The organism is Streptomyces sp. NPDC020780 (genome assembly GCF_044334475.1).
Taxonomy (GTDB): domain Bacteria; phylum Actinomycetota; class Actinomycetes; order Streptomycetales; family Streptomycetaceae; genus Streptomyces.
Map to the genome: position 1 here is coordinate 1 of NZ_JBIRTB010000002.1, position 12716 is coordinate 12716.

The following is a 12716-nucleotide window of genomic DNA, read 5'->3' on the forward strand; positions in this document are numbered from 1 at the left end:
ATCTCAGCGGATCGAGGGGCCGAAACAGGCTCTCACCTGCGACTATCCATGGTGGGCGCGGACGGTTTCGAACCGCCGACATCTGCTTTGTAAGAGCAGCGCTCTACCCCTGAGCTACGCACCCGTGGATGAAGGAACAGGTTACATGGCTCCCGGCCCCCGGCCGCAATCCGGTCGCCGGGCAGGCGGCGACGAGGCCCGGCCCGTGGATACGGGGGATATCCCCACCCCGGGGACGGTAGCCGGCCGGATCGTTACGGAGGGTGCGGCATACGTACGGTGAGGGCTCATCGGCGGCGGCACAGCAGGGGGACTCGATCATCATGACCATCCGTAACCGCACCACCGCACTCGCGGCTGCCGGGGGCACCCTCCTTCTCGTCGCCGGGCTCAGCGGCTGCGGCAGCGCCGATGTGGACGACGCTCCCGTCGAGCACACGTCGTTCGCCTTCAGCGGGAGGACGCTCACCATCGACGCCGAGAACTCCAGCCTGGAGGTCGTGCCGGCCGATGTGGACCAGATCGAGGTGACCCGCCGTGTCGACGGGTGGGTCGTGCTCGGCAGTGGTCCCGATCCCGTGTGGAAGCTCGAGGGCGACACGCTCACGCTCCGCGTGAGGTGCACCGCGGTGATCAACAACTGCGTCTCTCACCACCAGGTGAGGGTCCCCCGTGGCCTCCCCCTCTCCGTCGACGGCGACAACGGCGAGATCACCGCTTCCGGGTTCACCACCCCGCTGACGCTCTCGTCCGGCAACGGTGCGGTGCGGGTACGCGACTCGAAGGGGCCGCTGGAGCTGGAGAGCGACAACGGCTCCGTCGTGGCCGAGCGGGTCTCCGGGGCCTCCGTGATCGCGCGCGCCGACAACGGGACCATCGACCTGTCCTTCACCCAGGCCCCGACACTCGTGGACGCCGTCAGTGACAACGGGCACGTCACCATCGACCTGCCACCAGGCGTGGGACCGTACGCGGTCTCCGCGTCGGCCGACAACGGGACCGTCTCCGTGGACGTGCCCCGGAGCGACACCAGCCCGCGCGTGGTGAAGGCGCGCAGCGACAACGGCGAAGTCATTGTCCGAAGTGCGAACTGATCGACCCGTGTGTTCGTCCTTACCGGGTGGGAGAATGAACCGGGCAGGGTGAATCGGCACGGGAGAGGGATGTGACGGCGACACACGCGCGGCCGCGGGCGAAAGCGAGTGGGAGTTGCGCCGTCAAGGACGTCCTGGTGCTGATGCTGCTCCCGGTTCCGCTGATGGCCGCCGTGCTGCCTGCCGCCTTCGCCGGCGGGGGTACGCGGCGCTGGTTCGGGGGCCGCGGTGAGCATCAGCGGGCCGACGCGCAGGCCGCGAAGGACGCGGCGGCCGAGGCCTTCTACGAGCTGGACACCGCTCAGCGCGATCTCAGGATCTCCATCGAGACGATCACCGCCGTCGACAGTTCTCCCCGTGCCCGCCGTGCGGCGGACGACTTCGCCGCGCTCGGCCGGCGCATCGACGAGGTGAGCCACGGCTACATCACCGCGGTGGACGCCCACGACCTGGACCGGGACGATCTGGAGCCGTCGGTGGCCGCCGGGGCCAGGACGCAGCTGACCCGGGCGAAGGACGAACTCGTACGGGTCAAGGGCGAGCTGGACCGGTTCGCCGAGGGCCTCGGGCCGCTGCTCGGCAGCGCGGAGACGCAGCTCGCCCGGCTCGCCCCCGCCGTGGAGCGCGCCCGGCAGGCACTGCTCGGGGCCAGCAACGCCCTGGACGCGGTGAGGGCGTCCGGGCTGCGCGCGGATGACCTCGCGGCCCGGCTGGCCGCCCTGGCCCCCGAGCTGACCAAGCTCAACCAGGGTGCGGGACGCCATGGCGTGGCGGAGACGCTGCAGCGGGCGGACCACGTGCTGCGCGATGCCGAGGCCGTACGCGCGGAAGCCGACCGGCTCCCGGAGCGGGCGGCCGAGATCGACCGCAGGCTGGTCACCCTGCGTACCCGGGCCCAGGCGCTGACGACCCGGGCAGGACAGGTCGAGCCGGTGCTCAGCGAGCTGCGGCGCCGCTTCTCGGCCGCCTGCTGGCATGACCTGCAGCCGGTTCCCGATCAGGCCGCCGTCAACGTCCGGCAGGCCGAGGAGAAGCTGGTGGAGGCCGCCGCAGCGCGGGCGGAGCAGCGCTGGCCCGATGCGACGGCCCGGTTGAGCACGGTCCGTGCCCTGCTCAACGCGACCGATGAGGCGGTGTCCGCCGCCGGGGACCGGCTGCGGCGCCTGGACGCCGTCGCCAAGGACCCGCAGGCGGAGATCGACCGCACCCGGTTCGCGATCCGGGACGCCCAGCGCCTGGCCATGGCCGGGCGCAACACCCCCGATCCGCGCCACGCCCGTCCGCTGGACGACTCGGTCGCCCGGCTGGACCGGGCGATCGCCGGACTGGAGGGGCGCCATCCCGACTACTGGCACTTCCTCACCGAGACCGAGGCGGTGCGGCAGTCGGTGACCCGCGTGGTCACCGCGATCCGCGAGGAGCTGGGCGCCGGTGGCGCGGGTACCGGCGGCGGTTGAGCGACCGGGTAGCGGCGGCGGTTGATCGGCCGGGTAGCAGCGGTACGGACTGAGAATCCGGGCAGCGGCCGTACGAGCCGGAAGACCGGGCAGCGGCTGCTTACGAGCCGAGAGAGCGGGCGATGGCCGAGAAGGCCGCGCCCGGCTGCCGGTCCGGGCGCCGACCCGACAGCCGGTCACGGCCGGACCCCCGGTCACCGGTCGGGCATCCCTTCCCTGCCCCACAGCCGGCAACGACCGGAGCTCCGGACGCCGTCCGGAGCCGCGGACACGGGCCGACGAGCCAAGCACGTACGTGCCGGCCGGGCACCCTGCCCGGAAGGCTGCTCCGGCTGGGAAGCCGGCCGTCCGCTTGTCCCCCGCCACGGATGAGCCGATCCTGGACTTACGCATACGTCTACGCGTGCGCGGCGGCTGCCGCCGGGAGCCGTCCGGCCGGACGAAAGGCAGCCAGGCAGGCGAAGGCCGGGAAGACGCAGAGGCAGACGGCCACGCACGGCTGCGGCAGCCTGGGTGCGGCAGTCGGCTGGACACACCGCTCGGGCGTCGGCCGCAGGCGCGGCCCGGCGCAAGGCTGGACATACGGCCGGACACGGCCGGAGGAGGCCGGCATGGCCACACACGCCACACACCCAACGGACCGGCGCCCCACGGACCGGCACCCGACCGATCGCCGTGCCACCCGCGGTCTGCCCAGGGGCCGGCGGCGTGAGGTCACCCGCCTGGACGAACACCTGCCCGTCGACCACCGGCTCAGCCAGGTCTACCGCGCGGGTGCGGGCCTGATGGGGCTCGTGCTCGTCGCCTTCGGCATCCTGGGGCTGACCGACAACATCGGCTTCTTCGACACCGGCGGCGACAAGGTGGCGGGCCTGAACACGAACGGCGCGCTCAGTGTCCTGTCCATCTGCGTCGGACTGCTGCTCTTCGTCGGCATGGTGATCGGCGGCAATTTCGCCTCGACACTGAACATGGTGCTGGGCGTCGCCTTCCTCGTCAGCGGCTTCGTCAATCTGGCCCTGCTGGACAGCGGTCTCAACTTCCTGGCCTTCCGCATGCAGAACGTGCTGTTCAGCTTCGTGGTGGGGTTGATGCTGATGATCTTCGGCATGTACGGGCGGGTCAGCGGCGGCCTGCCCCACGACAACCCGTACTGGCGTGCCCGCCACCCCGAACAGGTCGCGCTCGAGGAGCGCCGCAGGTACCCGGAGATGCCCGAGGTCCGGCGGAAGGGGACCTGACCGGGGGGAGCTGGGGCGGCGCCCCCTTAATCTGGGGCCATGCCTCGTTACGAGTACCGCTGCCGCCCCTGCGGCGAGACGTTCGAAGTCAGCCGTCCCATGGCCGAGTCCTCCGCACCGGCCTCCTGCCCCGCCGGGCACGACGACACCGTGAAACTGCTCTCCACCGTGGCCGTAGGCGGCTCCGCCGCGTCCGGGTCGGCTCCCGCTCCGGCGGCGGCCGGAGGCGGAGGCGGGGGCTGCTGCGGGGGAGGCTGCTGCGGCTGACCCGGCCCGCAGCGCCCCCGGACGCCCCGGCCTCGGCGCCCCGGCCTCGGCGCCCCGGCACCTCCGGTGCCTCGACCCGGGCCGCCCCTCAGCGCCCCGGCACCGGGGGTCCCGGTCTCGCGGGGTCGGCGGCGCGCAGGAAGCGGCGCAGGATCTCCTCGCCCGCCGCGACGCCCCGCTGCCGGAGCACCTCCACGTGCGGAGCACCCCAGCCGCTGTCGGCGAGTTCGCCGTGGCCCGGGCGCCAGCCGTGATCGGCGGCGATCAGCAGGTCGGCGTCGAGGAGCGAGTCACCCGCGGCCAGGGTCGTGGTGGCGCCGCAGCGGCGGGCCACCTCGTCCATCGCGGCGCTCTTGGTGAGCGGCTTGGGGACGGCGTAGATCTTGCGTCCCTGGAGGGACACGGTCCAGCCCCGGGGCTCCGCCCAGGCGGAGAGTTCCTTGACCCAGCTCTCGGGCAGGGCCGGCCGGTCGACCACCAGGTAGGCGAAGACGTTCTCCGCGACGCGTTCCTTGAGCAGCCAGGCCGGGTCGGCCGTCGCGAGCAGATGCGCCCGTACCTCCTCCAGCGAGGCGCACTCGTCGGCGAGCCTGGCCGCCACCTGTCCCTGCCAGTCCCGGTCCGGCACGCCGTCGACCAGGAGGTGCCCGCCGTTGGCGCAGATCGCGTAGCGGGGCGCGGGGCCGGGGAGGTGGATGCGCCCGTACTGCTCCCGGGTCCGGGTCGTGGTCGGCACGAAGACCGTGGTGCGGGCGAGCTCGTCGAGCAGGCGGGCTGCCTGCTCGGTCATGTAGGAGAGCGGCTTGTGCTCGTACACCTCCACGCAGAGCAGCCGGGGGGCCTGCTCGTCCGGCATCGGAAGCTGGAGCGCCGCCGCCGAGTAGATGAGGGTGCGGTCGAGGTCGCTGGCGACGAGCGTCACCGAAGGCGCCGGCCCGGGGACGGGCGAGGGCACGGGCGGGAAAGCGGGCGTGGTCACTTCCCCGTCACCGCCGTGCCGTCCGCGCCCGTCGCACCCCGGGTGAACTTCGGGTGGATCAGCCCGACACACGTGTACGGGAGCCCGTCGACCTCCTCCACGGGGACGCCGCGCTGCTCGGCGAGCAGCCGCACGTGGTCGAGGTCCGAGCCCGCCCGCCGGTCGGCGAGGATCTTCCACGGGACCCGGCGCAGCAGTACCCGGGTCGTCTCGCCGACGCCGGGCTTGACCAGGTTCACGTCATGGATGCCGTACTCCTCGCTGATGCGCTCGACCGCGGCCCATCCCTCCCAGGTGGGGGCTCGGTCGGAGGCGATCAGCTCCTTGGCGTCGACGTCGACCGCGTCGGCGACCTCGTCGAAGCGGGCGGCGACCGTGTCGATGAAAAGCCTGGAGACGTCGGAGCCGGCGAGTTCCCGGTAGAACTTCCCGCCGTGGAAGTCGTTCGGCCCGACCAGGTCGGCGCGCAGCACGGTACGGGAGATCAGCCCGGACACCGTGGAGTTGAGGCAGGCGGACGGGATGAGGAAGTCCTCGCGGGTCCCGTAGGTCCGTACGCAGCCCCCGGGGTCGGCCAGTACGGCGATCTCCGGGTTGAACCCGTCGAACCCGGCGAGGGCGGCGGCCAGTTCGCGGGTGATGGCGCCCTTCCCGGTCCAGCCGTCGACGAAGACGACGTCCGCCGGATCGTGGTGGGCGGCCAGCCAGCGCAGGGCGTTGGCGTCGATGCCGCGCCCCCGGACGATGGAGACGGCGTAGTGCGGCAGGTCGAGCCCGTGGCGGCGCTGCGCCCAGCGGCGCATGAGGACCCCGACGGGTGTGCCCGCCCGGGCGAGGGAGACCAGCACGGGACGGGCGTCGGGGCTCCCCCCGTTCGAGCCGGGCCGGGCGCGGCGGTGTTCCGCGAGGACCGTCTCGGTGACCGTGCCGACGGCGCGGGCGATCCGGGCAGCCGAGGCGTCCAGGGCGGCCCGGAACAGCTCCTGGTACTGCGCGGTGGGCTGGTATTCGACGGGCAGCGATTCGGCGTAGTGCGCCCCGCCGCTCTGTATCGCTTCCTCGCGCTCCTCGGTGGGGGCCTCCAGCGGGGTGTCCGAGAGGTCCTGGAGCAGCCAGCCGACATCGTCCGCCGCGTAGGAGGAGAAGGCGGGGCCCCGGAGGGGGTCGGGCAGCATGGCGGCTTCCTGCCTTTCGGGGACGTGCGAGGATCCGCGCCGCGAGGCGTACGGACGCGAGGCGTCCGCGACGGACGGACCCGGAGGCCGCTGGGCGCTCGGAGGCGCGGGCTCCGGAACGTACGACGGGACGACGGCGAGCAGCACCCGGCCGGTGTGCGCGCGGAGCCGGTCCAGCAGGCCGCCGGGGGCGTGCAGTGCGGCCGTGTCGCCCGTGGAGTCGACCACGGCGACGACGGCGTCGAACCCGGCGCCCGCGACGTTGTAGGCGTACCGCTCGCCGGGCCCGTCGGCGGGGTCGTCGTGGGCGGGGAAGACCAGGCGGCTGCGTATGGCGTAGCCGGGGTCGTCGACGGCGAGCACGGGCGAGCGGGTGGTGGTGGAGTACCGCACCTCGGCGGTGGTGGCGTCCTCCAGGGCGGTGCCGAGCCGCAGCGGCGCGTACATCAGCTCCTCGAAGCCGAGGACGAGCACCCGCCGGGCGTCGCCCAGCGCGTCCGCGATCCTGCCCGCCATGGCCGGCAGGGCGGCCTCCAGGGCCGCACGGTGGACCGGGGTGAAGCCGTGGCGCCCGCCGTCGGGGACGCCCGCCGGCCAGTCCAGGGCGACGCGTACGGGTGCCGGGCGCGGGCCCTCGGGCGCGGGTTCCTCCACGGCGGCGGCCGGGGCAGCTTCCTGGGCGGCGACCAGGTCGCGGCCCTTCTCCAGGACCCCGTCCGGGAGGAGCACGGTGCCGGCCGCGCGGGCCACCAGGTCGACCCGGGCGCCGATCTCATCGGCGAAGTCGGTGAGCCGTCCCCGGTCCGCCTCGGAGCGCATGTCCACCAGGGCCACGATGACGTACCGGTCCCGGGGGTAGCGCCCGTGGAGGGCGCGGATCGTGTTGAGCACGGTGTTGCCGGTGGAGAACTCGTCGTCGACCAGCACCAGCGGGGCGCCCTGGGCGGCGTCCAGCAGACCGGGGTTCTCGGGGAGCAGCAGGTGCGAGGTGGCGTGCGAGTGCGCCTCCTCGAAGCCGCCCGCCTGGGCGACGCCGTCCACGGGCCTGCGGGTCGAGTGGAGGTACGGGGCAACTCCGAGCCCGTCCGCGACCGCGTGCCCGAGGCCGGTGGCCGTTTCCGCGTATCCGAGGACGACCGCGCGGCGGGCCTCGGCCTCGCCCAGGAGGTCCCGTACCCGCTCGCCGAGCTCGAAACCCGCCCCGTAGACCACGGAGGGCCGCTGCGGTACGTGCTTGCCCAGCACGTTCGACACGAGCAGATGGGCCCGCTTGGGGTTGCGGCGCAGGGCGAGGCCCAGCAGTTCGCGGAGCTCCCCGTCACCGACGAGTTCCACTCCGAGCCGCCCGGCGACCCAGTTACCCGACCACTGCACGTCCACTGCCTCTTCTCCCCGCACACCCGGCCCGCCGGTCACGCCGGTCACGCCGGTCACGCCGGTCACGCCGGTCACGCCGGTCACGCCGGTCACGCCGAATTTACCGGATTCGCCGGATTCACCCATCGCATCTGATATGTGCTCGTTCATGATCCCGATCAGTCCGCCAGGCCCGCGGCCAGCAGTTCGACGAAGCCGACGTTCTCCCGCGCCACACCGAAGACCTCGGCGCGCTGCAGCGTGCGTTCGGCCCACGCGCGGTGTGGTTTCACCTCGTTCATCTTGTTCGTGTACGCGGACCGCAGCACTCCGCCGCCGTCCCGCTCGGGCCTGAGGATGTCCTGGGCGTCGCTGTACTCCTCGTGGCTGACCACGGACAGCGCGTGCACGGGCATGACGTGGGACGGGTGGATGCACGTCTTGCCGAGCAGCCCGTTGGCCCGGTCGAGCTCAATCTCGCGCAGCAGCCCGTCCAGATCGTGTTCGATGAGGGCGGTACGCAGTTCCTCGGCCCGGCCCATGAAGGGACTGCGCCGCAGCTGGGGCTTGAACATGCGCTCCTGGAGCCGGAAGTACTCCCACACCGGGCCGGTGATGGTGAACCCGGTGCCGTCGGCCCGGCCCAGCACGTTGACGACGTCGCCGATGACCGCGCCGACGATCTGCACGTCGTAGGCCGTCATGTCGGGGGCCCGGCGCAGGCCGTACGCCGAGCAGAAGTCGGTGACTCCGAGCCTCAGCGCGAGTATCCGCTCACGGTACGTGTCGACGGTGCGGGCGATTCCCCGGAGGGTTTCGCGCCGGCTCTCCAGGTGCAGCAGCTCGGGGGATTCGAGGACGGGCATCGCGAACAGCCTTCGCCCGCCCGCGATTTCGGCTGCGGCAAGGGCCTCCAGGAAGAGCTCTCCCCGCGCCTTCGTAAATTTCGGAAGTACGAATCCGGACAACAACCGGACGGAACTTCCGAGGCGCTTCACGAGGTCCGTGATCTGCTCCGGCTCACGCACCCTGATGAAGAGCAGCGGCACGGCGGCGGCCCGCGACTCGAGGTCGGCGAACTGCTGGACCAGATTCGTCTCGGCACCCACCACTTCGGCGTCGTCGATGGAATCCTCCAGGCAGAGCACCATGGAGACCACTCCGCGTCCGGCGAGTTTGATCACGTCGTCGGCCAGCCGGGGCCGGGTCGCGGGGCTGTAGAGCGTGGCCCCCAGGGCCGCCGACAGCACCCGGGCCGGGGAGTCGGCGGTGAATTCGCACGGCTCCTCGAAGAACAGACCCTCCCGGGCGGCGGGCGAGATGTGCCCGAAATGACGCATGTGCTTCCCCCGTACTGCCTGAGAGTCCGGACAATGTGTGGCCGGTAATAGTACGTACGGACAGGTGTCGACAGTTCCCCGACCGTATGAACTTCGGGTAACCCAGCCATTTCCCCCACAGTGCGCGGCGCGTCCGCGTGCCCGCCAGGATGTCCCCCTGGCCTACTGGTGCGGACCCCCGCGTTGTCCGGGCGGCCCACCAGCAGGCAGGATGACCGGCATGACGCACGCGATGCTGAAGGGCTCGAACGTCCCTCTCGACGCCATGGCCGTACGGGCCGTGCTGCGCTGGACCTCCGGCGCCGGAGTCCCGGACGTGGACGCCTCCGCCCTGCTGCTCGGCGCCTCGGGCCGGGTGCGTTCGGACGAGGACTTCGTGTTCTACAACCAGCCCCGGCACCCCTCGGGCCTGGTGCGCCGCCTGCCCAAGCGCAGCACCCCCGAGGGACTCACGGACACCATCGAGGCGGACCTCGCCGCGCTCGACCCCTCCGTGGATCAGGTGGTCATCGCCGCGTCCTGCGACGAAGCGGCTTTCGAGCAGGTCAGCGACCTGCGCATATCGCTGTACGACGCCGCCTCGCCGGACGGCGAACCGCTCGCGGTCTTCGACGTGAGGGCCGAGACCGGCGAGGAGAGCGCCATCATCTGTGGGGAGCTCTACCGGCGCGGCGACAGCTGGAAGTTCCGCGCGGTGGGACAGGGCTATCCGAACGGCCTGGTCGGGCTGGCCACCGCGTTCGGGATCTCGGTCGACGAGACCGAGGCTGCGCAGGAACCTGCCCGCGCAGCCGACTCCGGCACACCTGCCGCCGGAACGACCGCCCCCGGACCCGACACGGCTGCGGCTCCGGACACGCAGGCCACGATCCAGCACCAGCAGCCCGCGTACGGCTACCCCCAGCCCACCTCGCCGCCCCAGCCCGCGTACGGCTACCCGCAGCCCACGTCGGCGCCCCAGCCCGCCTACGGTTACCCGCAGCCCGCGGCCGCGGCGGCACCGGCCGCCGACCCGCACTTCGTGCTGCCCCCGCAGGGCCCGCAGTTCCTCCAGCCCTGAGCCGGTGCCGCGGCCGTCCCTCACGGTGGTCACTCAGGCCCGCGTCTTGTAGCCGCGCCCCCACTGCATACCGAAGCCGTACATCCGGTCCAGCTCCGACTGGAAGCCGTACACGAACTTCACCTCGCGCCGCACGACCATCTCGCCCTTGGAGTTGTCCACGGTGAAGACGGCGCAGGAGCGGGCCTGCGGGGCGCGCTCGTCCAACTCGATCTCGATCCGGGGGCCGTTGCCCGGGTAGAGCGTCACCTTGGCGTGCGTACGGTCGAAGGCCGGGGTCTGGTCGTAGATGTACACGAAGAACAGCAGCCGTTTGATGTCGTCGCGCTTGTCGAGATTCACATAGACGGTCTCGCCCGACGGCGCGCCGAAGCGGTCGTCCCCGCTGAGCCGGACGTACGGCGGTGCGTGCAGGTCGCCGATCAGGTTGCCCAGCGGCTGCACCACGCCCTTGGTGCCGTCGGTGAGTTCGTACATGCAGCCCAGGTCCAGGTCGACGTTGACCATCCCCTGGGTGTGGGCCTGCACCACGTCGGGCTGGAAGAGCTTCAGCGGGCGCAGCAGCCGGCCGCTCTGCCGGGGCCTGCCCCCGATGTCGGAGGTGCGCATCCGCCACGACAGGTTGACGCGGAGGTTTCCCGACAGCGCGCCCTGCTTCTTGAGCGAGACCGTGGCATTGCGCCGGGAGAGCACGATGGAGCTCGTCGCGGAGTGACCCGACTCGAACTGTGCTGCCCGCCCCGGCCGCAGGCCGTCCCAGAAGCCCATCCCAACCCCCACACGCCTCGGTACCGCTCGATTTCCGCTCCCGCCCCCGCACTCCCGCACACCCCTGCGGGGCGGCCACGGGGCGGGCCCGGGTCTTCCCGGGGAACCGCCTTCGTGGGCCGCCCCGCAGAGAGAGCGTTCCTCAATCCCTGCCGGGTCACACCCCGGAAGGGACTTCCGCCTTGGAGCCGGAGCTGTCGCCGCCGTCGCCGGCCGCGGCGATCGCCTTGTTGCGCCGCACCGAGGACCAGAAGGACCAGCCGATCAGGATGACACCGACGGAGCCGGTGATGAGTTCGTTGATCTCGTACTGGATGGTGACGAGCAGGATGACCGACAGGGCGCCGATCGCGTAGTGCGCGCCGTGCTCCAGGTAGACGTAGTCGTCCAGCGTGCCCTGGCGGACGAGGTACACGGTGAGCGAACGGACGTACATGGCGCCGATGCCGAGGCCGAGGGCCATCAGCACGATCTCGTTGGTGATGGCGAAGGCGCCGATGACACCGTCGAACGAGAAGGAGGCGTCGAGGACCTCGAGGTAGAGGAACATGAAGAACGCCGCCTTGCCGGCGAGGACGACCGCGGAGGCCGGCTTGCCGGCCTTCCTGGCCTCTTCCTCGGCCTCGTGCTCGCGTTCCTCCTCCTCCTCGAGCTTGTTCTCGAAGAACCCGGAGAGACCGCCGACCACGAGGTACGTGATCAGCCCGGCGATGCCCGACAGGAGGACGGTCTCCGCCTTGTCCGCGTGGCCGCCGCCGTGCTGGTGCGCCTGGGTCGCGAACGTCATGGCCGAGATCAGCAGGACGATCAGCGCGACGCAGACCGACAGCATGTCGACCTTGCCGAGCTTGGCGAGCGGGCGCTCGATCCAGCGCAGCCACTGGATGTCACGGTCCTCGAAGATGAAGTCGAGGAAGATCATGAGCAGGAACATGCCACCGAAGGCAGCGATGGACGGATGGGCGTCCGTCACCAGTTCCTTGTACCTGTCCGGGTCGTTGAAGGAGAGATCGATCGCCTCGATGGGGCCGAGCTTGGCACTGATGGCCACGATCACGACGGGGAAGACCAGCCGCATACCGAAGACCGCGATGAGCACACCGACGGTGAGGAAGATCTTCTGCCAGAAGGCATTCATCTTCTTCAGGATTCCGGCGTTGATCACCGCGTTGTCGAAGGACAGCGAGATCTCGAGGACCGACAGGATCGCCACGACGCCGAATGCCTGCCACCCCCCGTAGAACACCGCTGCGACCAGACCGAGCGCGGTAATCGCGAACGACCAGCCGAAGGTTTTCAGAAGCACTGGCTACCCCATCGTGTAAGTAACGGGTCTCCCCCGGTTGAGTACGGGGCTCGCCCGCGCCGTGCGCGGCTTTACGAAACGTTGACCCCGAAGTCTAGAGCGATGCCCCGGAGCCCCGACGCGTACCCCTGCCCGACGGCACGGAACTTCCACTCCCCGCCGTACCGGTACAGCTCGCCGAAGATCATCGCGGTCTCCGTCGAGGCGTCCTCGGTGAGGTCGTAGCGCGCCAGTTCCTGGCCGTCCGCCTGGTTCACCACACGGATGAAGGCGTTGCTGACCTGGCCGAAGGTCTGCCCGCGGTTGTCGGCGTCATGGATCGAGACCGGGAAGAGGATCTTGTCGCAGTGCGCCGGCACCTGCCCGAGGTTGACGATGAGCGACTCGTCGTCCCCCTCCCCCTCACCGGTGAGGTTGTCGCCCGTGTGTTCGACCGAGCCGTCGGGGCTGGTGAGGTTGTTGTAGAACACGAACCATTCGTCACCGAGCACCCGGCCCGACTGGCACAGCAGTGCGCTGGCGTCGAGGTCGAAGTCGGCTCCCGTCGTGGATCGTGCGTCCCAGCCGAGCCCGACCAGCACCTGGGTGAGATTGGGTGCGGCCTTGGAGAGGGAGACATTGCCTCCCTTGGCGAGCGTGACGCCCATGGTGTGTCCTCCCCGATTCGATGGAC

11 protein-coding genes and 1 tRNA gene are annotated in these 12716 nt (G+C 71.3%); 5 read left to right on the plus strand and 7 right to left on the minus strand.

The annotated features are described in order from the left end of the window. Positions 1-49 precede the first annotated feature (49 nt). Positions 50-124 (minus strand) — tRNA-Val (locus tag ACH4VO_RS03425). A gap of 199 nt (positions 125-323) precedes the next feature. Between ACH4VO_RS03425 and ACH4VO_RS03430 the strand changes: the two genes are divergently transcribed. From ACH4VO_RS03430 to ACH4VO_RS03445, 4 genes are all read left to right on the plus strand, one after another. Next, on the plus strand, positions 324-1094 hold the full coding sequence (locus ACH4VO_RS03430; RefSeq protein WP_360989568.1) for a DUF4097 family beta strand repeat-containing protein: 771 nt from the start codon (positions 324-326) through the stop codon (positions 1092-1094). Between the two features lie 71 nt (positions 1095-1165). Continuing rightward, positions 1166-2551, plus strand: a complete 1386-nt coding sequence (locus ACH4VO_RS03435) for a hypothetical protein (protein ID WP_360989565.1) — start codon at positions 1166-1168, stop codon at positions 2549-2551. A gap of 611 nt (positions 2552-3162) precedes the next feature. Further along, entirely contained in the window at positions 3163-3792 is a 630-nt protein-coding gene (locus ACH4VO_RS03440; protein WP_360989563.1) for a DUF4383 domain-containing protein, read from the plus strand. A gap of 39 nt (positions 3793-3831) precedes the next feature. After that, a complete protein-coding gene (locus ACH4VO_RS03445) occupies positions 3832-4059 on the plus strand; it encodes a zinc ribbon domain-containing protein (RefSeq protein ID WP_360989560.1) in 228 nt (75 codons plus the stop codon). Positions 4060-4147: 88 nt separating this feature from the next. Here the strand turns inward: ACH4VO_RS03445 and ACH4VO_RS03450 are convergent, their stop codons facing one another. The 3 genes from ACH4VO_RS03450 to ACH4VO_RS03460 all read right to left on the minus strand — a co-directional run bounded on the left by ACH4VO_RS03450 (position 4148) and on the right by ACH4VO_RS03460 (position 8909). Further along, a complete protein-coding gene (locus ACH4VO_RS03450) occupies positions 4148-5038 on the minus strand; it encodes an HAD family hydrolase (protein ID WP_360989557.1) in 891 nt (296 codons plus the stop codon). Beyond that, a complete protein-coding gene (locus tag ACH4VO_RS03455; protein WP_360990068.1) occupies positions 5035-7593 on the minus strand; it encodes a phosphoribosyltransferase domain-containing protein in 2559 nt (852 codons plus the stop codon). Before ACH4VO_RS03455 ends, ACH4VO_RS03450 begins: the two co-directional genes overlap by 4 nt. A gap of 155 nt (positions 7594-7748) precedes the next feature. Further along, entirely contained in the window at positions 7749-8909 is a 1161-nt protein-coding gene (locus ACH4VO_RS03460) for an HpcH/HpaI aldolase/citrate lyase family protein (RefSeq protein WP_360989554.1), read from the minus strand. Positions 8910-9129: 220 nt separating this feature from the next. On the opposite strand from ACH4VO_RS03460, the gene ACH4VO_RS03465 reads away from it, so the two are divergent. After that, positions 9130-9969, plus strand: a complete 840-nt coding sequence (locus ACH4VO_RS03465; RefSeq protein WP_398440859.1) for a TerD family protein — start codon at positions 9130-9132, stop codon at positions 9967-9969. A gap of 33 nt (positions 9970-10002) precedes the next feature. Here ACH4VO_RS03465 and ACH4VO_RS03470 read toward each other — a convergent pair whose 3' ends face one another. From ACH4VO_RS03470 to ACH4VO_RS03480, 3 genes are all read right to left on the minus strand, one after another. Beyond that, a complete protein-coding gene (locus tag ACH4VO_RS03470; RefSeq protein WP_360989549.1) occupies positions 10003-10737 on the minus strand; it encodes a Tellurium resistance in 735 nt (244 codons plus the stop codon). 157 nt (positions 10738-10894) lie between these two features. After that, the gene (locus ACH4VO_RS03475) at positions 10895-12043 is read right to left on the minus strand and encodes a DUF475 domain-containing protein (protein ID WP_360989546.1); all 1149 of its coding nucleotides are present in this window, start codon (positions 12041-12043) and stop codon (positions 10895-10897) included. A gap of 71 nt (positions 12044-12114) precedes the next feature. Further along, a complete protein-coding gene (locus ACH4VO_RS03480) occupies positions 12115-12690 on the minus strand; it encodes a TerD family protein (RefSeq protein WP_360989544.1) in 576 nt (191 codons plus the stop codon). Between the last annotated feature and the right edge of the window lie 26 nt (positions 12691-12716).

What these genes read in the sequence shown, in the direction of transcription:
- ACH4VO_RS03445 (WP_360989560.1), top strand. Translation starts at nt 3,832, where the DNA reads ATGCCTCGTTACGAGTACCGCTGCCGCCCCTGCGGCGAGACGTTCGAA.
- ACH4VO_RS03460 (WP_360989554.1), bottom strand. Translation starts at nt 8,909, where the DNA reads ATGCGTCATTTCGGGCACATCTCGCCCGCCGCCCGGGAGGGTCTGTTC.
- ACH4VO_RS03480 (WP_360989544.1), bottom strand. Translation starts at nt 12,690, where the DNA reads ATGGGCGTCACGCTCGCCAAGGGAGGCAATGTCTCCCTCTCCAAGGCC.
- ACH4VO_RS03430 (WP_360989568.1), top strand. Translation starts at nt 324, where the DNA reads ATGACCATCCGTAACCGCACCACCGCACTCGCGGCTGCCGGGGGCACC.
- ACH4VO_RS03465 (WP_398440859.1), top strand. Translation starts at nt 9,130, where the DNA reads ATGACGCACGCGATGCTGAAGGGCTCGAACGTCCCTCTCGACGCCATG.
- ACH4VO_RS03470 (WP_360989549.1), bottom strand. Translation starts at nt 10,737, where the DNA reads ATGGGCTTCTGGGACGGCCTGCGGCCGGGGCGGGCAGCACAGTTCGAG.
- ACH4VO_RS03440 (WP_360989563.1), top strand. Translation starts at nt 3,163, where the DNA reads ATGGCCACACACGCCACACACCCAACGGACCGGCGCCCCACGGACCGG.